13 protein-coding genes are annotated in these 22,876 nt (G+C 47.4%); 10 read left to right on the plus strand and 3 right to left on the minus strand.

Annotated features, from left to right (window positions below; genetic code table 11):
* Together HGH90_RS11035 and HGH90_RS11040 are read left to right on the plus strand one after the other, a co-directional pair.
* A complete protein-coding gene (locus tag HGH90_RS11035; RefSeq protein WP_169191088.1) occupies positions 1-3,504 on the plus strand; it encodes a hypothetical protein in 3,504 nt (1,167 codons plus the stop codon).
* Positions 3,505-3,723: 219 nt separating this feature from the next.
* Complete coding sequence (locus tag HGH90_RS11040) at positions 3,724-4,284, plus strand: lipocalin family protein (protein ID WP_168767360.1); 561 nt, start codon at positions 3,724-3,726, stop codon at positions 4,282-4,284.
* 310 nt (positions 4,285-4,594) lie between these two features.
* Here HGH90_RS11040 and HGH90_RS31965 read toward each other — a convergent pair whose 3' ends face one another.
* Positions 4,595-4,729 carry a hypothetical protein gene (locus HGH90_RS31965; RefSeq protein WP_262888571.1) on the minus strand — a complete coding sequence of 45 codons (135 nt, stop codon included), beginning with the start codon at positions 4,727-4,729 and terminating at the stop codon, positions 4,595-4,597.
* Positions 4,730-4,739: 10 nt separating this feature from the next.
* A complete protein-coding gene (locus HGH90_RS11045) occupies positions 4,740-7,889 on the minus strand; it encodes a lantibiotic dehydratase (protein ID WP_169191089.1) in 3,150 nt (1,049 codons plus the stop codon).
* Positions 7,890-8,138: 249 nt separating this feature from the next.
* On the opposite strand from HGH90_RS11045, the gene HGH90_RS11050 reads away from it, so the two are divergent.
* The 4 genes from HGH90_RS11050 to HGH90_RS11065 all read left to right on the plus strand — a co-directional run bounded on the left by HGH90_RS11050 (position 8,139) and on the right by HGH90_RS11065 (position 10,699).
* Positions 8,139-8,294, plus strand: coding sequence for a hypothetical protein (locus HGH90_RS11050; protein ID WP_168767358.1), 156 nt, complete (start codon positions 8,139-8,141; stop codon positions 8,292-8,294).
* 65 nt (positions 8,295-8,359) lie between these two features.
* Positions 8,360-8,554: a hypothetical protein gene (locus HGH90_RS11055; RefSeq protein WP_169191090.1), complete on the plus strand. Its 195-nt coding sequence runs from the start codon at positions 8,360-8,362 to the stop codon at positions 8,552-8,554.
* A gap of 192 nt (positions 8,555-8,746) precedes the next feature.
* Positions 8,747-9,961: a lanthionine synthetase C family protein gene (locus tag HGH90_RS11060; protein ID WP_169191091.1), complete on the plus strand. Its 1,215-nt coding sequence runs from the start codon at positions 8,747-8,749 to the stop codon at positions 9,959-9,961.
* Positions 9,962-10,084: 123 nt separating this feature from the next.
* Positions 10,085-10,699 (plus strand): response regulator, encoded by a 615-nt coding sequence (locus HGH90_RS11065; RefSeq protein ID WP_168767355.1) that lies wholly within the window; start codon positions 10,085-10,087, stop codon positions 10,697-10,699.
* A gap of 45 nt (positions 10,700-10,744) precedes the next feature.
* On the opposite strand, the gene HGH90_RS11070 is transcribed toward HGH90_RS11065, so the two are convergent.
* Entirely contained in the window at positions 10,745-11,587 is an 843-nt protein-coding gene (locus HGH90_RS11070) for a universal stress protein (protein ID WP_168767354.1), read from the minus strand.
* Between the two features lie 553 nt (positions 11,588-12,140).
* On the opposite strand from HGH90_RS11070, the gene HGH90_RS11075 reads away from it, so the two are divergent.
* From HGH90_RS11075 to HGH90_RS11090, 4 genes are read left to right on the plus strand one after another with little or no spacing between them, the layout of a single operon-like run.
* The gene (locus tag HGH90_RS11075) at positions 12,141-14,684 is read left to right on the plus strand and encodes a hypothetical protein (RefSeq protein WP_169191092.1); all 2,544 of its coding nucleotides are present in this window, start codon (positions 12,141-12,143) and stop codon (positions 14,682-14,684) included.
* Positions 14,685-14,689: 5 nt separating this feature from the next.
* Positions 14,690-15,796, plus strand: a complete 1,107-nt coding sequence (locus HGH90_RS11080; RefSeq protein WP_168767352.1) for a DUF928 domain-containing protein — start codon at positions 14,690-14,692, stop codon at positions 15,794-15,796.
* Positions 15,797-15,799: 3 nt separating this feature from the next.
* Positions 15,800-16,324, plus strand: a complete 525-nt coding sequence (locus HGH90_RS11085; RefSeq protein ID WP_168767351.1) for a hypothetical protein — start codon at positions 15,800-15,802, stop codon at positions 16,322-16,324.
* The gene (locus HGH90_RS11090; RefSeq protein WP_169191093.1) at positions 16,321-22,866 is read left to right on the plus strand and encodes a hypothetical protein; all 6,546 of its coding nucleotides are present in this window, start codon (positions 16,321-16,323) and stop codon (positions 22,864-22,866) included. The genes HGH90_RS11085 and HGH90_RS11090 overlap by 4 nt, the downstream gene beginning before the upstream one ends.
* Positions 22,867-22,876: the final 10 nt, after the last annotated feature.

The raw sequence follows: 22,876 nt of genomic DNA on the forward strand, positions 1-22,876 counted from the left end.
ATGAAATATATATGGATGACTGCACTGGCACTGATCAGTGTGGTAAACAGCATGGCCCAGATGAAAGCACCGGAAGAATGGGTAAACTACGAATCGGTGATGGGTGTCAAAAACCGTCAGCGGCATTATGATTACAGCGTGATGCTGACACGCGCGGCTATTCCCTCCAACGTATTGTGGCCGGGAGAACAGCCGTCGTATACAATACAGGTGGTAAATGAATTGAATGAACCGTTGGTAGCCGATGGGAAGATAGAATTGATTAGCTATGCCACGAAGGGGCGTCCGGGTGATATATGGCTGCCGGAAATGGAGCGGCATGCTATGATAAGCAGCACGCCGGTAAAAGTAAAGATAGACGCCAGGGGATATGTAAACCTGGAACACGCACCGCAAATCCCCAACCGCTTCGGCGGATATGCACTGGTGCTGGACCTGGGAAAGTATGGACGCCGATTTATCACCAGTTTGGTACGTACATTTAAAGCCAATCCACAGCGGATCCAGTATCCTAAGCAGTCGCTCGATGATATGGGCGCAGATTTCCTCCAGCGGGTAGGTGTACAGGCCATCCGCATGGGTGTAGATTATACGCCTACTACCGCCAACGACTATACGGAAAAGATGGCGGCGCTGAATCGTAAGCTGGAAGAATATAAAGAGAAAAATATCACCGTATTGCTGATGTTTGGCGCGGGAACCGCCCCTCTGCCCCTGGGGAGGCCCCGTTCTTTCCTGGATTCGGCGGGTGTCATGAAAAAAACAAAACAGGACTTTGTATGGGCGCCATCGTCCGACCACGATTTCCAGGAGTTTGTACACCGGTTATGCGTGAAGTATGGATGGCCCAAAGGCCCGGTCACCGCGGTGTCGTTATGGAACGAACCGTGGGAGGGCGCTTCCATTTCCGGCTGGCAGTCGGATATTCCACGTTATCGCGAGATATATACAGTGATGGCCCAGGCAGTGCTGGAAGCCCGAAAAAGGGGAGCAGATGTATTGGTAGGTGGGGGGGACTCCAATTCCAATGCCTGGGACAAGCTGTTTGCAGACGGGAAAATGACCTTTCTGCCTATTTTCGATTTTTGTTCTATACACTACCAGGGTATCGAATCGCCTGCTATTTATCCCGATTGGGTCAACAGGAAATCCCCGCATGGTCGCGTTAAAATATGGGATACAGAAAGCTGGGTAGGGAATACCGATGATCGTATAGGCCTTACCGTAGCCACCTGCCGTTCAGCCGGATATGACCGGTCCATGGGCATTTACGCCGGGTATATGTATACCGGCGGTCGCGGCAGTGAACGATTCACCCAACAGATACACACACCGGCAGGTATGAAGGAAATGACCCGCATTCCGGATACCTGGTCGCAGGCAGCAGCCCTGGGGGCCGTACAGCACCTGGTAGGGGAGCGCGATTTTAAACAATTGCTTTTCACCAACGGGCTGCCCTGGGTAATGGTATTTGACGGGACGCCGAAACAACCCGACGACGGCACTGTTGTGGTATGCGGCGATATAGGCGAGGCCTTTGGTCCCGAGCATGTCCTCTTTCGCGGCGTACGCGGACTATCCAGCAAAGGCGCATATGAACCTTTGCAGGGTGGTAGCATGACGCTACCCGCTGCGGGTGTACAGCTATACGATTTCTATGGTAACAACATCGCGCCGGTAGGCAGCAAGCTGGTGGTGCCGCTGAACAGCCAGGGATATTTCCTGCGTACCAACGGCGGCAAAGGCTCTTTTGTCCGCCTGCTGCAAACCCTGAAAACCGCCCGGATAGAAGGTTATGAGCCGGTGGAAATTATTGCCCACGATATGACCGCACGCATCGAGCAACGGCCTGTTATGCCGCTGCAGCTGACCAATATCCTTAACAGGCCGGTGACCGGCAACCTCCAGGTAACATTGGGAGGACTGCCGCTTCGTATACCCGACACCGTTCAGCTGGCCCCGCATGAAACCCGTATTATCCCGGTAAAAATCACCGGCGGCACGGCGGCAGTGAATAATACCTACCCGCTGCGCGTACGTTTCGACGCCGGCGCCGATGGCGTCGCCTCACACCAGGAAGATATGCATGTGAACGTGATATCACGGTTAGGAATACACGTAGATGGCAAACTGGATGACTGGAAAACGGCGCTGCCGCAAACCGTGAGCAGTAGTGGCGCGGCAACCGTCAGCGTAACGGAAGCCGCCTGGTATCCGTTTAAGAATTTTGATACCAACGCCAACGGTTATGCAAACGGCTACTTCGCCTATGACGACCAGTACTTTTACTTTGCTTCCAAAGTAGCCGATAGTACGCCGCATCCGGGAACTTACCGCTTTGAGCATTGTCCCGACGATGAATTCTTTTACCCAGATACGGCGTACGTCATGGATATGCGGCGTGCGCTGATCAGTAAAACAGGCAGCGTACCCGCAGATACATTGAGCGGTCTGCAACTGCCCAACGGCAATGGTTATACGATGCAGTACCTGGAGAGTGCCGATAATACTAACGCCTTCGGCATCGACCTGCAATTACCGGAAGACAGGCTTACGCAGGTAGGCCTTTATCTCCCTAACCTCCGGGTGCCGGGGATCATGGTGGAAGTATATAAAGGCAACCAGCGTTTGCTCCAACGCTACATCAAAGATTTGTGGAACGGCACCTGGGAGTTGTTGCCGCTTTCCGGCAAAGTACGGATCGTATTGCGTAGCAGGGACTGGTGGTACAGCGTGAAACTGGGAGCCGTACTGTTCGACGATGCTGCCGCTACCGATACGGCCAGGGAAGATTTTGATACCCGGGGCCATTGGAAAGGCGTGTATGGCAAGCGCGGCTATTATCTTGTAGGACAGCCATCGGCCTTGCCTGTCGGCGTTACGCTTTCCCTGCCGCATGAAGAGCTGAAATACCCGCTCGTTTGGCCAGCCGGGGTACGGCATTATACCTACCGTAAAAACCCTGTGACACCCGATAACTCCGGTTTAGGTTATTCATTCGATAACGTGTTGCTGGCCTTTAATGTAATTCCCGATGGGAAAGACGGCATGCTGGCCAATCCACCGGGAACGATGCCGCGATATACCGGCTATAAGTGTACCGACTACGAATATGCCATGAACCCTGTAGCGCCGGAATACGGCGGCGGCGCTGAAATATGGCGGCTGTTGACGCCGGGCTTAAACCGCAAGCATTTCTTCCCTCGTCAGCCTAAATCTGAAGGGGAGGGACCCGTAAAGAACGGACAACTGGTCATACGCCGGGAAGGCAACACGGTGATCACCGAATGTGCTATTCCCTGGGCTGAATTGCCGGATATAAAACAGGCGCTGGATAAAGGGCGGCAGATTAAGTTATCGTTCCGGGTAAACGACAATGGTGCGCCCGGTAGTTGTATGGAACTGGCGAAAGAGCGGAGCGTATCCAAGCTGAATGCAAGGGCCTTTCATCCTGATTGGAAAACCCATTGGGCCAACGAAGTAGAGTTTGGAATAGAAAAATAAAGGATCATTAAGGAAGGCGTATGACAGGGCTGGCACCACCGGCCGCCCGTCATACGCTATTTTTTTGTGGCTACCGGTAATAATGGTATAGCTTGCTCTTCCATCCTTCCACTAACTGTAGCAAAAAAGCAACAGTACGCTTACGGCAACCCCGCGTGTGGCGAGCCCGTCATAAAGGCAACATATTTGTGGTAGCTCTCCCGATATAAAATTATGGCTATGAAGAAGGATAAAAAATTGTTGGCCATTGCCGTTACAGCGGGTGTCTCAGCTGTAGCTGCCATTTTAATATATAATACGTTTAAAGTTTCTATTCCCAAGGGGGCACAGCCGATCTATCCTTTTGATGTAAGGAAGTACCTGGGCACCTGGTATGAGATCGCACGGCTCGACTACAAATACGAGCGCCATCTAACCAATGTAACCGCCACCTACGCGATGAATGGCGGCAACGATATCAAAGTAAGCAACAAAGGATTTAACCCTGATAAACAAGCATGGAAGGAGAGCACTGGTAAGGCAAAATTTATAGGTCCTCCGGAGTTGGCCCGCCTCAAAGTGTCTTTCTTTGGGCCATTCTATGCAGGTTACAACGTGATAGATGTTGATGAACATTACAAACATGCGCTCGTGGTAGGTAACAACCTGCATCATATCTGGATACTATCCCGCCATACCAGCATTCCCGCCGATATCAAACAACGATTCCTGGAAAAAGCTGCGTCATTGGGTTATGATACTAACGCATTTATCTGGACAAAGCACGACCTGAATGCTTGAATGAGCGAAGTGAAAAAATAAATTATGAAATACTAAATAAATTAGTATTTTTGTAGCGAAAGCAAATTGAATAATGTAAGGAAGTCCTGGGTGCCCTGCTGTAGAGGTAAACAGGGCTTCTTTATTTTATATGGATGCTAATTTACTTAGTAATTAAATCCGCCTGGCAAGAGATGTCTCCTCAATTCAGGGTAGTAAATGTCGCGTGCAGTCGTTTGGACCCTGAATAAGCAGAGGCATACGCGATAATAATACCGGGTAGCGGCATTGTTTGTAGGAGTAAACAATGCCATTGCCCGGTATTTTTTTGTTAGCAATCGAAGGTGTAATGAGTGGTAGTAGTAAAGACGGTAGTGGTAGGACTTTTCTGTCCTTGTGCATTACCGTTTAATTTGGCCACCTTTACAGCGCCCAGGGTCATTTTTTTTGCTTGTTGCTTTTTCATACTCAAATTTTTATTTAGTGATTAATAGAGGCTTTGTTGATTGTTGTTTCTGCGCAATAGCCAGTCGGGATTCATAATACCGGTGCAGGAAATGATAAAGCACCAGTTCATGTTTACGCTGGTTGGATAACAGCATCCGGTTGAGGAACATGTGAATGTAACTTGACAGCAGGTCATCGTTCCCTTTGACACCGGTTTCCTGCAACAGGTGTTTTATTTTTTCGGAGCGGGCGTTAAAGAAAGCGATGGCGGCTTCGATGTCGTTATCGTTGTCTTGCGCGGGGTCGAGAAAGCTGCTGACAGGGCGCATTTCCGTACGGTATTTATCATTGAGCTGTAATAACAGCGGCTTTCCTCCGCCAAATTCTTCTAAGAACCCGGATTGCAGTTTTTTCAGCAGCGCTGCTTTATGGGGAAGGCGATAGCCAAAATCGTCCAACAGCCTATCTATCCCCCGCAGTGCGAGCTTCCAGCGATATGCTTCTCCTTCTTCCTCTTCCAGCAGGTCGATAATACCTGTAACACATTCGCTGTCGTAATGGAAAATATCCTCGCTGAATGTTATGGTATGGATGCCGTAGCGTTCAATTTCCCGTTCATAAGTATCCGTTTGCATGCGATACAGTTGCCCATCACCGATATGAGGTATGAGGTGCTGGTGTAATTTTTCTATCACTGTTTTCCAGAACCCTGTATCGGTGGCGTGATGGAACCTGACCCGCAGGTGATGATCAGGATCGGTATAACGGATGAAGAACCATTTGTCGATAAGTTTTTCTTCCTGCATGGACAGTGCAAGAGGGCGCACTACCGATTTCAGCAGGGATTCGGCATTGCGGGTGCCGGTGTACAATTTTACATACAGCCATTCACTGCCGGTGGCAAATTTCCTGGTGGGAAAAGTACCGGCAGTTGATGCGGGGTAAATACCGGTAGTTTTTTTATTTTTTTCGGAAGAGATATTCTTTAGTGGTATGATCAGCTCATTGGTATGTTTCCCGTCTGTTCCTGTTATCCAGCAGTTGTCTGGTGTATGGAGGTATTCCTGCAGGGTGACCTGTTCTTTTTTTAGCAGTTGCGTTATCAGCAGGTGCACGGCTACTTCGTTGTGCAGATCTGCCGGCAGTTCATTGTCGCCTTCCTTGATGACCACATACCGTGGTAGTTCCAGTTGTGCACTGATTTCCCGGAAGAGGGTCATGTAGTCTCCTGGCGCGGCGCCATTGAGCGTAGGGTAGTTTTTTTTATGCAGCACCCAGGTGCTTTTGCTGAGAATAATATTACCGTATTGTACACGTGGAAGAAAGGATATCTCGCCTGGAATTTGCCAGCGCCACATAATGCCGGTATGATAGTCCTGGTGTTGCAGATCGCACAGGAATTTGTATACGGGGAGTCCCTGGTGGTAGTTGTGTGCGGTGCTAAGCCTGGGAACGATGATCTTGTCCAGTTTTTTAGATCGCAGTACGACTTTGTTATTTTGCACACTTACCATCAGGTCGGAGAGTGGTAGTTGACAATCATCCGGTGTAGCGCTGTTGGCCAGGTATACGATTTCATATTTCCTGAGTCGCGGGCGCATTAATATATTGCCAGTTCTGGATTCAGGGAGGTGTACTACTTCTGCATAGATTTTTTCCGGGTCGGCGGCTTCTTCCTCCTGCAGGCATGTTTGCACGTGGGTCAGTAGTTTTTCGTCGCCATGGCAAAATCTGCCGAGCAGGTTGGCGGCGGAGGGGCCGGAGCAGCCGCTCATATCAAACTGGTAGTGTCCGTGATCGATGTCAGCAGCGCTGCCGGCCAGTATGCTGCCCATCAGGTACATGCTGTGCGGTAGTATGGGGCTGGTATCTGTATCTTTTAATGCATCCAGATGTTCCCGGGTGAGAGTAATGGTTTGTTTCCGTTGTTGCAGGCAGGCCAGCAGCAGCTGCAGCTGGAAGTCCTGCATGTTGCTATGGGGCTGGTTATTCGCCGGCGTTTGTTTTACAATATGCACATCGTCTACCAGTGGTGTATGATCAGATCCACTGCCGGAGTAGGAGCCATACCCGATGCCTGCTTCGGTATCGAGTGCGAGGCTAAGTGGAATTTCCTGTTCTTCATAGCGCTGACGGAATGCCTGGCAGAACTGTTGGAGGTCGGTGTTTTGGTGTTGAGTGGCCAGTTTCCATAGTTGCCCCATTTGAGCAGAGAGTTCATTCACAACGGTGTGGCTCAATTGGTTGCTGTTGGTGGCCAGGAACAGGTCGGTTTGCACCAGGTCTTTATTGCTGGTATCGGGGAGTAGTGATTTTACCAATGCATGGGCAGCCATATATTTTTCAACGCCGATGTCCTGTGTCCGTAGTTTTTCTTGCAGTTGAGACAAGGGGTTGACCCATGTTTCCGCTTGCGGGAGGGTGGCCAGGCGGTTTACCAGTTGCACAAAAAATTCTTCCCCGGTCACTGTCGGTTCCAGTTCACTCACCAGCAGCTGATGTTCGAGTAGTTCGTCTGTAAATTCGGCGGCTTCTTCTGCACTGATGTCAGCGTTGGTAATGCTGTCCCGGATTTGGCTCAGCCGGGCGCCGGTGGCGGCGGTAGCCAGCATTTGTTCGAGGTAGGGGCTTTTGTTGACAGCCGTGAGAAAGTAAGTGCGGACTTTATTTTTGATACTGTAGGCGGCATAGCGGTAATGCGCGCCGGTGGCGTACAGTGAGTTGTTGGGATAATAGCGTAGTTGTTCCCGGATAGCAGGTGTGGCAGTAATGGCGGCGGCCAGTTCTGCTACGTAGTTCATATCCAGGCGGCAATGTTTTTTATGGGCTGTTTTCGCCTGCAGCTGTATGCTGGTATGATCGGCGGTTTCACCGGTAGCGCAGCCGGCAAAGAGACCATAGGGTGTACAGCGGGTGCTCATCCTGAGCAGGTAACGGTAAAGGGTAAGCGCCAGTTTAAATTGGTCTTTTTCACTGATGCCGGTATCATGTTGCCATTTTTGCCATTCCTGGTATAGCTCCGGGGAGGCGATATAAATAGCTTCCTGCAGGGAGGCATCCTGGAAGATATCTTTGATGACAGTGGTAAGTGTGGTATTATTAATATGGCTTAACTGCTGGATAGTATTAACAGGTAAGAGTGGCGTTCTTACCACATAGAAATTTTCAGCTCTGATCATGGCGCAAGGTCAACATTAGTTGCTGAAGGTACCGATTCCGGCTATGGCAGACCATCACGTAAAACAGGTAAATTTTAATAACAATATTTAAAAATCACGTTTTTCCGTGAGCTGGCGTATCTGAGTTTCTCCCTATTTTTATAGCAAATCCTGTAAGCCCGTATTAGTCACCCTATTTAATTAAACCTGTAAACCTGATTAAACCTGCCCGCTTTATTGTCTTTATTTTTCACCACATAAATTTGCATTATGAGAAAAACACCAATTAAGAAACTTACGTTGGGTAAGTTGAAAGTAGCCAAATTAAGTCTCCGCGAATCTGCTGATGTAAAAGCGCCTACTTATACTGGTTGCAGTTTATTTGCAAAATGTCCTCCTCCTATTTCAAAGGATACTTGTTTCTAAGTAAACAGCCAGGAGTAATACCGTTTTTCTTCAACAATTAACTGTACTGTTTAAAAAATCAGTTTATGAAAAAAGTCACCGCGAAAAAACTTAATCTGGGTAAAATAAAAGTTGCTGCGTTGTCATCGCAGTCAAATGCGCAGTCAAATGCGCCGCAAATGGCTGCTACTGGCGTACTTTGCGTCATTTCTTTCCGGGTATGCACAGATAACATGAGCCAGGGAGCTCCTATCTGCAGCGTGGATTCCTGCCGTTTTTAACGGCTGCTTTTATACGCCGGCAGGGCATAGGTATGCCGCCTGCCGGGTATATTTTCCGGCGTGTATACGTATAGGTTATTACCGGTGTATACGTCTGGGTTTATATCTTACCAACTGAACTGTATGGCAAAACATGTGCGCGCAAGCAATACATGTTTTGCCATTATATATTTAATAACGGCAATCAATTATATGGATCAAAGAGAAGCAGCCATGTTGCTGCTGCGAAAGATTTGCGGGGAACTGGACCAGTTTATCACCACCGATGCGCATGCGGGGCTGTTGGGCGGCTATACCGGCGCAGCATTATTTTATGCGTATTATTTTCAGCTTACCGGCGAGGAACAGCACCTGGATAAAGCAGTTGCCGTAGTGGAAAGATGTTTGTCGGCCTTATCAGATACACCCATGGATGGCTCGCATTGCAGTGGGATGGCGGGTATCGCCTGGTGCTTGCAGCACCTGGGCGCCATTGGGTTGCTGGATACGGCCGACACCACTGATGCCTTTGCTGAAATTGATGCGGGCGTGGCAGATTTTATGGCAGCTGAACTGGCGGCAGGGCGGAATGATTTTCTGCACCAGGGGCTGGGCGGCGCATTGTATTTCCTGGAGCGCTGGCCCGCAACAGCAGCAGCGGCGTCATTGGAGGGACTGATACAGCACCTGGAAGATACGGCGCTGACATTGACAGGAGGCATTGCCTGGAAGGATAATTTTTCCAGCACCAGCGAAGCAAATAAAGACCAGGACCTTTTTAACCTGGGATTGGCACATGGGGTGCCCGCCATCATATCTGTGTTGGCCCGCTGTTATGAAAAGAACATCGCCCGCCACCGGGTGCTTCCCTTATTGAGCGGCAGTATTTCCTGGCTGCAGCAAACCAGGAACCTGGCCAGTCCGATAGGTCAGTCGCTGTTCCCTACCCTGGTGAACGCTTCAGGCGCCGTAGTTGGCGCAGCACATAGCCGCCTGGGCTGGTGCTATGGCGATCTGGGCATTGCGGCTACGCTGTTGGGAGCGGGGCATCGGTTACAGCGGGGCGACTACCAGCACCATGCTTTGCAGATATTCCGGCAGGTGGCGCGTGAGCGCAATGTAAAGAACGGGGCGGTACACGATGCCTGCATGTGCCATGGTAGTGCAGGGATTGCACATATCCTGCAACAGGCAGGCCTGTATTACGGAGATGAACAGCTGCTATCAGCTTCGCAATACTGGTGGAAAACGACCCTGGAAATGAATACCTGGACCGACGGTCCGGCGGGCTTCAAGTTTTATCACCATCCCGACTTTATAAGTAGTCACAATATGCTGGAAGGCATTGCCGGTATTGGCTTATCGCTGATCAGTTTTGCCGATACCAGTATTAAGCCTGCCTGGCAGGAAAGCCTGTTGATATTTTAAACTTGTCGTGAGAAGGAATCCCTGATTTTTTTCATTATCTTACAATACTATAGTAAATGAGCTCACTTGTTTACCCAGCTCAGAATGCCACAGCTTATACACGTTACAGCAAATTGAAGAACCATGATCCGTTTATATTTTGTTGATGATCATCCATTGATCCTTGAGGGCTTGAGATCCTTGCTTGGCAGGGAAACTGATATACAACTGGCAGGAGAAACCCGCACAGGCACATCCTGTCTCCGCTTCCTGGACCAGCATCCCGCCGATGTGGTGTTGCTGGATACGTCCCTACCGGATATCAGCGGGGCAGAACTTTGTGCCAGCATAAAAAAACGATATCCCACCGTGGCCGTGTTGGGATTGAGCTATCATAAAAATGACCGGAGTATTGCTGGGTTGCTCGACAGCGGCGCCAGCGGATGCCTGATGAAGAATGCTGATAAAGAAGAATTACTCAAAGCTATTCATGATGTATACTCGGGACATACATACCTGTCGGCCGAACTAAAACAGGCCCTCAAAGACGAGTGCGCGCATCATCTGCACATTACCAAAAGGGAAAAAGAAGTACTGCGGCTCATTGCCAGTGGACATACCAATCATGAAATAGCAGAGCAATTGTTTATCAGCTCCGATACGGTAGACAGCCACCGCCGTAACCTGTTGGGGAAGTTTAATGCACGTAATACAGCCATGCTGATTAAATGTGCCGTAGATAACAAGGTGTTATTATAAGCCGGAAGCAGTCAACTCCGGTATATGCCGGAGTTGACGCTTAGCCTAAGCCGTTGCTCCCGGCGGTAAAGACAGCAAAGGGATATTAGCGTTATATGCCAGTTTTTTAGAGATACTGTTATGAAATAAAGACGCTATAAAACCGCGCTCCTGAGGTACTACCATCAACAGGGACGCGTGGTGACGATTGGAATAGTCGAGTATACCTTCTACGATATCATCTTCCTTGACATAATCAAAAGTAGCATTGTACTTTTCAAAAATATTGTGCAGGTTGGTAATCGCCTCCTTCGTTTCCACGTCATATTTTTCCTTCTTTTCCTTGCCGATATTAAGCACCTGTACATCTACCGGGAAAGCATCCAGGAATTCGTATAGCTGATGTACCGGGACGGTGCTGTGGTCTTTCAGATCGGTAGCAAAAACGATAGAGGTCATCGGCTTCGCCAAAGGAGTATCTTTAGGAACTACCAAAACAGGGACCTTGGCTTCCGTCATCATCAGCGAAGAAGTACTGCCCAGCAACAGCCGTTCCAGTCCCGACCTGCCCGATACGCCCATCACCAGGATATCTATACCCTGATGTTTACAAAAATCTTTTATATGTGCCGGTAGGGAGATATCCTCGGCCATCAGTTCAATGGGAATATGAGGCACCATGGGTTTAATCCGGTCCTGCACCAGTGCCAGGTTTTCCATGCTTTCCAGGTATATCTGCTGGCTTTCCTTGGTGCTGCTTATCGGCAACTCTGTGCCCATCACTACGGTCTGGTAAGCGTTGTATAGAATGATTCGCTGGATATGTAAAGGAGCCGCTATCTGGGCACCGTATTCGGCAGCCCGGAAAGCGTTCTCTGAAAAGTCGGTGAGTATCAGCATTGTTTTCATAAACCGGTTGATTTTCTGGTGAATAAACAGACGGTAATGTATATAGGATAAACAACCAGGGAGCGGATATGTTCAATATACCAGTTTACGGGTTTGTTAATTTTATTGATGAAGATGAAGCCCCGCCGGGGTGGCGGGGGTGTGCATAAATTTATTTTATAAATAGTTTTGGTTCTTTAAAATAAATTCTAGATTTGCAATTGTTCGTTACCTCGCAATTCTTCTAATTTCGATTTGTAGAGTTCTCGCACGCATGTTTGTTAAGCATATTTAGTGTTATGTCGTTTTAAATCCTATATCATGAAATATTTTGTTGTAAGCTATTACTGTGGCAAACCGTTAACTTTTCCAGATCAGTGTTTAATAACATCCGGGTCTTTCATAAGTCCGGAGTAAGATATTGGTAAATGCCCAAAATGTGCTGTCTATGCATATTCCTCTCTGTTTTTATTGGTAACTGATGTTTCGATAGTCATGGCATCTTATTAACCGTTGGCAGAGGTAACCATTTGTGTTTATTTCTCAGCATTTGTATTCCCCAATTTATAACTGTATGGCAAAAGCTATAGGGGCGTTGTTTGCGTGGATGTTGATTTCCGCGTCCGTACATGCTCAAATCACTAATAAAATATCTTCTGTAAACAAGGCGACCGGTGGTGCAGTCAGAATCACTTCTCCCATGGAAAATGATATGCTGCAGAAGCTGATGGCAGACTCATTGAATAAGCGGAATGCTTCCGGTATTTATTCCTCTGCGACAAAGCAACTCAGTTCCGCGGTGCCGGGTGTTGGTGCTGCTCAATACCTGCAAATGCCGGTAAGGCAGCAGTTTTCCGCCTATATCAGTAATTCCTTTGGAAAACAGCAACTGGCACAGTTGCAACAGGGAATGGACCTGGCGAAAGATTCTAATCGTATTAAACAATATATCAATGGAAAGTTGAGGGGTTTTTACGCGTTAAGAAATGATGCAGGTATTGATCAGTTACTCGCCAAAGGCGCTTATAAGAATGATCTGAAGGGACTTACCCTGGGAGGATTTATTGATAACAATCCCGGAAACTCAGGTGTCGCGGGCATCAATGCCCGGCTGGATGACCAGGTGATGATAAAGAATATACCCATTAATATAGGGTATTCCAATATTTCGGGGCGCGGTGTTTGGGACAATGACATGATTAACCAGTCGCTGTTTAAGTTTTCTTTTGATAAAGAGGCTTACGTGAAGCGCTTGAACGGTATTGTAGAGGAAAAATACAACCTTAAAAAATACTTCCTGGATGATATAGATATTGCCGGCGCGGTGAAGTCATTTGTAAATGACCGTTTGGCATCCATACAGCAAACTATTCCAGATGTAGGCGCACCACAGGCCGCCGCATTTAAGGCGTTGTTAAGCAGTGATCATATTATCCAGCTGGATTCCCTGCAGATAAAAAATGAGTTGTTGCATAACCCTGCGCTTTCACTTACGGAAGCAGATCTCGATCCTCAGGTAGCTAAGCTGCAGGATAGTTTAATGCGGCATGTGGGAGGAAAAGATAGTCTGTTAACCGGGCAATTGGAACATTTACGTACTGCCAGCGCAGCCAGAAGTTACTTGGAGAAAGTATACCAATTGAAAAAAGATGTGGGAGAAGGACTACAGGCCAAGGCTGTTATTGCGGATCAGCGCACTACGGGGAAACGTATCAGCAGTGAAATGGAGCAGGAGGCCAGCAAGGTGCGGAACATAAAGGATTTGTTGCCACTGGGTATGCTGCAGAAGTTACTGCTGAGCGCCAAACAGGTAGACATCGGAAACATTGCAGCCAGCGGAAGCAAGGGAGGTGTCCAGGATTTATTTATGTCAGGTATACAAACTTCCTTCCTGGATAAGGATAAATTTTTAATGCTGGGCGCCGGTAAGCGGATGGATGGCGGGATGGTAAAGGATCAGCCATTCAATGCTTCGCTGGATCCGGGTGCTTACAGTATGCAGTTTTTGCAAACAGGTAAAGGAGATATCAGTGCGCCTCACAGCCATGTAGGCGTAGTAAATGCCAATACCAAAAGTGATAACCGCCGGCAATATTCCACAATGAACCTGCCCCGGAATACATTTGTAGGAGCATTTTCTGAAGATGTAAGTGTAGGTAAATACGGACGTATTGCAGCACAGCTGTCCAAATCCAACAATAGTTTCAGAAATTCCGCCACAGGGAATGATCCTATGGTAGCTTCGAAAGCCGCCGTACTGGGGATGTTCAACGACTTTTGGGAAACTTTGTCTGTGGGGCTCGATTATAACGGCAAAGTGGATGAATGGAAACTGACCCAACGTGCGTACGTCAGCTATTCTGGCCTGGGATATAATAACCCTGCTTCTCCGGGGGCAGGAAGAGGTACCATTCGATATGGTTTGCGGTTGAAGCGCAGCTGGTATAAAAATAAGATTTCGGTAGGCGTGCGGTCGGATTTCCAGGATATTAGCGCCTCGGCGTTAACCAATAGTAAATGGAGAAACCGGCAATTTGCCATTGACGGTCGTTGGAAATTGAACCGTAAGTTGTCGTTCGACGCCCACTTTAACCAGTCGGCTATGAAGAGCACCGGCGGAGATAAGCCGAGCCAATTGCAATACCTCACCCGCCAGTTATCTGTTGGATCGCAGGTGAATGGGGCTTTATGGTCGTTGCCTTTCAACAGCAATGTAATATTGGGGTATCAGCAGGTAGATGTTTTACCCCAGCACAGTACGATGTTAAACCTGAACCTGAATCACAACTTCATAATAGATACCCATGTACTTTCCCTTAATCTCTTTTACAATAAGGATATTAAAGGCGAGGCGGTATATGCCAACCTGCTCACGCTGGAATCCGGGTGGACCTACCTGCTGTTGCGCAAGTTGAATTGTTCCAGCGGATTTACTTACCTGGATAACAAGGCCGTGGTGCAGCAAGTCGGGATCAGGCAAACAGTTGGCACCAACATCCTGCCGAAACTGAACATGAGTATGTTTATTGATTGCCGGAAAAATTTGTTAAACACCCCACAAAACTATCTGTTTGGCAATTTCAGAAGCGAGGTGGCTTTCTCTTACCTATTGAATTGAGTTTTATGTTGAAGTTATATTCTGGAGTGATATTCCTCTTCCTGCTATTTTTTACCGGAATTTCCTATGCTCAGGTATCCTTTGTTTTTATACCTGAAATGCAGGGGCGTACCCTGGATGGGCTGATGCAGGTGAAGGTGGCCAATCCTGCCGGCCAGTCGCAAATGGTGACGCTTACGGTAAGGGTATCCGCTGCGAATGCCGGCGAAGTAGTAGCTATTAAATCAGCTGCTTTCCAGCTGATGCCGGGTACAAATACTTTGCCTGCGGGCTTGTTTTCCAGGGCGGCGATACGTTTCAGCAACAACAAAATTGCTACAGTGTGCCGGCAGTCTGGGTATTTTACGGAAGGTGACTATGAGTACTGTTTTGAACTCAATCCGGCTGATGCCTCCCACCAGGGTGAAACGATCGGGGAGCAATGCTTTGACTATTACCTGCAGCCATTTACGCCACTTATCCTGATCAATCCCGCGGAAGACGATAAGATCTGTAATAAACGGCCGCCTTTTTTCTGGCAGCCCTTGTTGCCGTCTATTCCAGGCGTACAGTACCGGATGATACTAACTGAAGTAAAGCAGGGGCAGGCAAAGGTAGAAGCATTGAATTACAACCTGCCGGTGATTAACCAATTCAATATTGCCATGCCTATGTTGTACTACCCACCCCTGGCAAAAGACCTGGTGGAAGGTAAGAGGTATGCCTGGCAGGTAACTGCCTACAAGAATGATATGATGCTGGTGAATTCTGAAGTATGGGAGTTTACCGTGGAATGTGAAGACAACAATGTGAAAATTGTACCGGAAAGTTACCGGGATATTGATGATCTGACCCAAGGTAACTTCTACCTGGCCAAAGGAAGTATACGATTTGCCGTACAAAATACCTATGCCGACACAAAGCTCGACTATTCTATTCGTTGTATCTCCAACCCGGAGCAGCAGGTTAAAAAATTACCAACGGTAAAGTTGAAATGGGGTAGCAATAACATACTTATACCGCTGCATGACAACAAATCATTTGTAGATGGATACTACTACCTGCTCGAAATAAAATTGCCTAATGGCGTTGAAAAACGCTTACGGTTCCTCTTTAAAAGTGAAACAGAATAGGAGATGAAGCCACTATTATTATCAGGAATGATTTGCGGTATACTAGTTTCCTGCAATCACCAGGACAAAGTAGCAAAGACACTCTACAACAAACAGAATAGATCATTGATACAGGAACAGCGTGCCGGTGATGTAACGATGCAGACCACCTATTTACCCATTCAATGGGAGCGGGCATTGGGACGAAATAACCCGGATGCGGCCGGTGAAATAAGTTTCAGGTTAAACATCCACCTACCTAAAACGGCGGATTACAAGCAAAGAACAGGTGTTTCCATCATTAATGTAGACACATTGTTTGGGCTGATTACCGGAAAAGATACCCTGTTGCCTTTAATGGCGCAGCAGATCTCCAACGGTAACCCTGCGGCGCCGGAGTACCTGGTCACTTTTAAAAGAGCATTGCCTGAAAGCGGAGCGGTAATGCGACTGGTTTTTAAAGACTGGATTTATACCAGCCACCGGATGGAGTTCCCTTTTGATGTAACCCGTATTGAAAATATTGACTCTATAAGTAACAGGCTATGATATTTGGTAATATTATATTCAGAAAGTCCATTGCAATTTTTTTCCTGAGTTTGCTGACGACACAGCTGTTATTGCCAACAGCAGCAAGTGCGTTGACGTCGGGCCCCGTTCAACCGGAAACAAAACAGTTTGCCACCGCTGGTACCAGCGACATGGTGGATCTTTTTACGGGAGGATTTAAGTACAATATTCCTGTTATGGACATAGATGGGTATCCCATCAATTTGAATTACAGTTCCGGTGTAGGCATGGATGATGAGGCCAGCTGGGTGGGTCTTGGCTGGAACCTGAATGTGGGCGCTATTAATCGCGGATTAAGAGGATTACCCGACGACCTGCTGGGTGATGAGGTGACCACAGAACATTACGTGGCGCCCAAAGTAACAGTGGGAGGCAAAGGTACTGTGAAAGGTGAGTTTAGTGGCTGGGCCATTGGCAAATTAACAGGCTCCCTTTCGCTGGGAGTATTTAGCGATAGTTATACAGGGATGGGAGCTGAAGTAGGGGCTAACGCCGGCCTCTCCCTTACAGAAGCCAGTAGTGGAACGTTAACCCTTGGATTGGGTGTTAATTCAAATACCAGCGATGGAGTGAATCTTAGCCCCAGCCTTAACCTATCGCTTTTTAATGCCAAGTCGGAAGACATGGTTAACAAGAGTATTGGGTTATCTCTTGGCCTGGGTTATAATACCCGCCAGGGTTTAAAGAACCTGACGCTCACGCAATCCTTTGGCTTTACCACCACTGATGTTGCAGATCCTACTAAGTCTGGCTCTACCAGTTTCGACGTGGGAGGAATCGGATTCAGTTTTAATACCCCTGCGTTTTATCCGCAGATCGGTATTCCGTTTAAAACGACAAACCGTACCTATAGCGTAGACCTGGGAGGCGTAAATTTCCTGATTTTTACTGGTGGTGGATTAAGCGGGTATAAATATAAAAGAGAGATACTGAGTCGGACGAACAAGAACCCGGCCTTTGGATTTTTATATGCCAATAAAGGCACGAATGTTCCCAAAGCGATGATGGACTTTATGCGGGAAAAAGATAATCCGGTTGTGCGCAATATGCCAAATATTGCCATGCCTATTGCAACACCAGATGTATTTTCCTATTCCAGTCAGCTGGGGGGAGGACAGTTCAGGTTGTATCGTGGCGGTAATGGGGTAGTGTTTGATCCGGCAGTGAATGATGTAACAAATACCGGTACAGCAGGACTGGATCTGGGATTTGGCACTTACTTTCATGGTGGGGTTACTTTTTTTAAGCAGGAAGTAAGTAACAAAACCAATAAATGGAAAGGCGACAATACTTTCCTGGCAAATGGAGACTATAAGAGTGCGAATACCATCGGAGAGGAGCCAGCTTATTTTAAGCAAATGGATGAAAAAAACGTAGGTAATCCGGTTTATGAGGCATCCATAGGCGGCGAAGGTGTTGTACACGTAAGTCTCAATGCCCTTCAGGCACGGAGTGAGCTGAAGAGCAAGAATAATGAGATCACATCGGTTGCTGCTCCGCTGGCGAAACAGGGAAGGCAGGTACGCCGCACGGCTATATCCTACCTCACGGGGAGTGAAGGCGCCAAAGCAGCATTGACCAGGTCGGTAGAAAGCTATCCTGACAATAAAGTGAGCAGCTTCACTCCAGCGGTCCCTACACCTGATAAGATAACAAAAATCAGCAGGGCAACAGGCACACGTGCTAATCATTTATCGGAAATTACTGTTACCGGGGATGATGGCAAGCGCATGGTATATGGAGTGCCTGTTTACAATAATTTCCAGGAAGAATATTCTTTTGCTGTGGATCCGGCCAAAAAGGCTGTCACTGCAGATATCAACCGTAATCTCATTGGATTTAATCTCGAAAGTGATGGTAGCTTTAAACATAATTACCCTAATGCCGTAGATAAGTATTTCCACCGCGAGAAGCAACCTGCTTATGCCACTTCCTTTTTATTGTCGGCGGTGTTGTCGCCCGACTATGTGGATCTGACAGACAATGGGATTACTGATGATGACCTGGGAACTGCTGTAAAATTCAATTATACGAGGACTACCAGTTCTTATAAATGGCGTACGCCCAGCGAAGCAAATAAAGCGCTGTATAATAGGGGACTGAATGCCGATCCCGACGATGATAAATGCAGCATTGTATATGGTGAGAAAGAGCTGTGGTACCTGAGTTCCATAGAAACGAAAAACAAAATCATGTTTTTCATCACGGACGACCGTAAAGATGGCCTGGGAGTAACAGGACCTACCGGAGCGGTGGATAAATCTGCCGGAAATAAGCAAAGATTGTTAAAAGAGGTGCGTTTATATTCCAAAAAAGACCTTTCTACGCCTATTAAAACAGCGGTATTTGACTATGACTACCTGCTATGCAATGGGGTACCTAATTATGATTCAACAGTGCCGCGAGGTAAGCTCACACTGACAGCATTGTCATTTAAGTATGGCTCTTCCACTAAAGGGACGCATTATCCTTATACCTTCAGATACAGTGGTGGAAACCCTGGCTATGCTTACCTGGCTACCGACAGATGGGGAAATTATAAACTGCCCAATGCGAATAACAATGCTGGGCTGGGAGCCTTGCGTAATGATGAGTTTCCTTATACTACCCAGAAAAAATCTGATGCGGATAGTGCCGCGGCCTCCTGGAACCTGACCAATATCAATTTGCCTACGGGAGGAGATATTAATATAAAGTATGAGTCGGGCGATTATGCATATGTGCAGGACCAGCCGGCGATGCAGATGGTCAAGTTGGTAAATGAATATGTAGATGATAACGGCGTACGTGTAAATAATTTATTTGATGCGGAAGGCTTGGTAGTTCAGCTCGACAGGAGTCTGCGAGGTAGCTCTGATGCCGAAAAGCTAACTGATTTTATTACCAACTATCTCAATGGCACCAATAATTTCTACGCCAGGCTATATGTTAATGTAAGTGATAACACGACTAACCCAACAGATGCCAACTACGATTTTGTTTCCTGTTATGGAGAGGTGGTGAAAGTAATTGACCGGGGAGGGGGGCAGGTCTGTGTCATCCTGAAGACCATGCAGAATGGAAACGTAAGCTCGAATCCTTTTATCTTTTCCGCCTGGCAGAAGATGCGAACGGAATACCCGATGTATGCTTATCCGGGTTATAAGAACCGGGTTCCTGATGATATGCCGATTACGGCAGCACTTAGCGCTATTGTGAATTCCCTTGGCAACCTGCGGGAAATCACAGAAAACTTCTACGCAAGAGCCAAGCGGAAGCATTTCTCCTGGACAGTGGATTTCAATAAGAGTTTCTGCCGTATCGCCAAGGCCGATGGGTTCAAACTGGGAGGCAGCGCCAGGGTAAAACGGGTAACCATATCGGATGCCTGGAATACGATCACCGGCATACCTAATACAGGCGCCACCTACGGGCAGGAATATACGTATACGACCACCTGGAACGGTAAGACAATCAGCAGTGGAGTAGCCAGTTATGAACCGCATGTTGGGGGAGATGAGAATCCGCTGCATTTACCACTACGTTATTCCGAACCGGTGAGGGGAGGACTGGATAATTACTTTTACCTGGAAAGACCATTTGGAGAATCGCTGTATCCGGCCCCTATAGTGGGGTATAGCAAGGTGTTGGTAAAAGATATCAACCCAGCTACCGGTACGGCAGATGCCGCTCCTAAAACGGGTTGGGTACAACATGAATTCTATACGGCGAGGGATTTCCCGGTACAGGTGGATTATGACCATAGCCCGGAGAATTATAACTATGATTCCAAAGGCTGGTTTAGTTTGCTAGGAGCAGATATTGTACACGAACAGGCATTGTCGCAGGGATATGTGATTAAGCTGAACGATATGCATGGTAAGCCTAAGGCTGAGCGTGTATTCAACCAATCCGGTGCGGAAATCGCGAGCACACTATACTATTTCAACGCGAAAAATCTCGATGCAGGCACACAATGCCTTGTTAATAAGGTGGACGTAGTGGATGAGAAGGGAAATATTACGAAAGATCAGATCATTGGCCGCGAGATTGAGATGACGACAGATATGCGGGAGCAGGAAACGGCCAATATCGGTAAAACCATTCAACTTGGCGGGGATGTAATACCCTCGCCTGTACCAATACCGCCTATTTGGCCTGTTCCGCACTGGCCTATGAGTCATAATAATGAATATAGGTTATTCCGGTCAGCGGCGGTGTTAAAAACTGTGCAATATTCCGGCGTGTTGGACAGAGTGGTGAAAACTATTAATGGATCTACTGTTACCACTAAAAACCTGTTGTTCGACGCGGTGACCGGCGATGCGGTGGTGACCACTACCAATAATGAGTTTGACGACCCGGTTTACCAGGTAAATATTCCTGCGTATTGGATATATGCTGGAATGGGTGGTGCATATCGTAACAACAATTTGATGCTGACGGTTTCCACTGGTACGTATAATGCCATTAATTCAACCATGAGCAGTATCCTGTTGCCTGGTGATGAACTAGTTGATCTGGCTTCAGCGAATAATCACTATTGGGTGGTTCAGACAAAAGCAAAAGGTGAGAGCGCTCCATCGCTTAAGCTGATTAATAAAGGAGGCGCTATTGCAAAGCTTGGGAGTGTTCAGATGAAGCTATGCCGTTCAGGTTATCGCAACCTGCTGACCGCTCCGGGAGCATCTTTTGTAAGCTTGAGGAATCCAGTGGAAAATGGTGTATTCCGTTTCAAAACCGATGAGGAGCTGGCGTCTATGAATGTATTGGAGGCTAAAGCGACCTTGTATGATCAAACATGGGGCGCCAGGCTTCCTTGCATGAGTATCCCTCCGGGATATGATTATGAACGGCCAGACCGGGATGCTTACATCCGTAAAGCCAATCCTTTAACGGATAAGCTTTTCCCTGCTAAAGCACCCAATGACCCATCTGAGCATGGAAATGATGGCGCTGTTTTCTTTAACACAAGTGGACAGTTGATTATACACAGGACGGATCCTTTTTGGTATGGCCGGTTAAGGAACATAGGCGCCTGGCCGCAGTATGCAGATAATAACTACAATTATTATATTTACGAAACTACTATTACTTTACCTCCCGCAGAAGGCTATTCTATTGGATACAGCGCAGATGATGAAATTGAGGTTTTCCTGGATGACGTAGGGGTTGGTAGTTTATTGGGAAATACCCCTAGCAATCACGAACAATGGCAGGTAGTGTCCTTGAATGCCCAGCCAGGGAAACATAAATTAAGAGTAAAGACCCGCAATCTTACCCAGCCTAACAGGGCATTTGCTATGGAAATCTATAATCTCACAATAGATCATATAGCTCAAATGTCCTCTGCTGCATCCAATATTGTATATTCTACCACCGATTGGTTTACTTATCCTGCTAATGTAGTGGAAAGTGTTAACGGATGGGATACCGTGAGATTTGAGCGGTATTCAACGCCAATAGATTACCGCATTAACCCGTACCAACTAGGCTTCTTGGGCAACTGGCATCCGCAGGAAGGAAAGGCCTTCCTTGTAAACAGAACTGGTCAGCAACTATCGGCGCCGGCTATACGTAAAAATGGGGCTTACCAGAATTTTACACCTTATTGGTATTTCTCTGCCGTCGCCGGCGGTTGGGTGCCCACCAGCAACAATAGTTCCAGATGGGTCAGCACTGGTACAACCAGCCTGTTTGATGCACAGGGAAATGGACTTGAATCGAAAGATGCGTTGGGCATTTATAAGAGCGCGCTCTATTCTTTCAATAATGCTATGCCTGCTGCTGTAGCCGGAAATGCTATGCAACGTGAACTGTTTTACGATAGTTTCGAGGATTATGACTATCGCAGCAGCGATGCGATGTCCACAACTTGTCCAAGAGATAGCAGTAATATCTTTAACAGGATACAAGAGGTAGGGCAGTATGCTAACTGGATTGACAACCAGGTATCGCATACCGGTAAATCGAGTTTGAAATTGCCATCGCCGCTGATGTTGTATACCTATGTGCACGACAATATACATCATACGCAACCTTATCTGGACTTTAGTACGGACGGAGAATATCAGCGTATTTTCTCTCCGACACTTTATCCTAACGGATTTAGTCCCAAGCCCAATTCAACGTATATTTTCTCTGCCTGGGTGAAAGATGGGCAACCTGCTGCCACTACTTCCGATTTTAAGCTGGGAATCAATGGCACTAACTACAATCTGACCGTGATCGCCTCTGTTGAGGGATGGAAACTAGTAGTAGCCTCCTTTTCTGTTGGCGCCGGTAAATTACAATGGCAGTTAAGTGCCGGAAGCAGCGCTACCCGAGTAGATGATATCCGTATTTTCCCGGTAAAAGCAACGATGAAAACATTTGCCTATGATCCGAAGAGCCAGAGACTAATGGCCGAAATGGATGAGAATAACCTGGCCACCCTATATGAGTACGACGATGAGGGCACTTTAATCAGGTTAAAGAAGGAAACAGACAGAGGTATTATGACGATCAAAGAGAATCGCTCATCCTACCGTTTTAAAAACTAACAGATTCAAC

Source organism: Chitinophaga sp. Ak27, assembly GCF_012726295.1.
Taxonomy (GTDB): Bacteria; Bacteroidota; Bacteroidia; order Chitinophagales; family Chitinophagaceae; genus Chitinophaga.

Bases quoted from the DNA above. Each gene is read 5' to 3' on its own strand.
- HGH90_RS11055 (WP_169191090.1), top strand. From the start codon at position 8,360: ATGAAAAAAGTCACCGCGAAAAAACTTAATCTGGGTAAAATAAAAGTT.
- HGH90_RS11085 (WP_168767351.1), top strand. From the start codon at position 15,800: ATGAAGCCACTATTATTATCAGGAATGATTTGCGGTATACTAGTTTCC.
- HGH90_RS11075 (WP_169191092.1), top strand. From the start codon at position 12,141: ATGGCAAAAGCTATAGGGGCGTTGTTTGCGTGGATGTTGATTTCCGCG.
- HGH90_RS11035 (WP_169191088.1), top strand. From the start codon at position 1: ATGAAATATATATGGATGACTGCACTGGCACTGATCAGTGTGGTAAAC.
- HGH90_RS31965 (WP_262888571.1), bottom strand. From the start codon at position 4,729: ATGAAAAAGCAACAAGCAAAAAAAATGACCCTGGGCGCTGTAAAGGTG.
- HGH90_RS11065 (WP_168767355.1), top strand. From the start codon at position 10,085: ATGATCCGTTTATATTTTGTTGATGATCATCCATTGATCCTTGAGGGC.
- HGH90_RS11045 (WP_169191089.1), bottom strand. From the start codon at position 7,889: ATGATCAGAGCTGAAAATTTCTATGTGGTAAGAACGCCACTCTTACCT.
- HGH90_RS11090 (WP_169191093.1), top strand. From the start codon at position 16,321: ATGATATTTGGTAATATTATATTCAGAAAGTCCATTGCAATTTTTTTC.
- HGH90_RS11060 (WP_169191091.1), top strand. From the start codon at position 8,747: ATGGATCAAAGAGAAGCAGCCATGTTGCTGCTGCGAAAGATTTGCGGG.
- HGH90_RS11080 (WP_168767352.1), top strand. From the start codon at position 14,690: ATGTTGAAGTTATATTCTGGAGTGATATTCCTCTTCCTGCTATTTTTT.
- HGH90_RS11070 (WP_168767354.1), bottom strand. From the start codon at position 11,587: ATGAAAACAATGCTGATACTCACCGACTTTTCAGAGAACGCTTTCCGG.
- HGH90_RS11040 (WP_168767360.1), top strand. From the start codon at position 3,724: ATGAAGAAGGATAAAAAATTGTTGGCCATTGCCGTTACAGCGGGTGTC.
- HGH90_RS11050 (WP_168767358.1), top strand. From the start codon at position 8,139: ATGAGAAAAACACCAATTAAGAAACTTACGTTGGGTAAGTTGAAAGTA.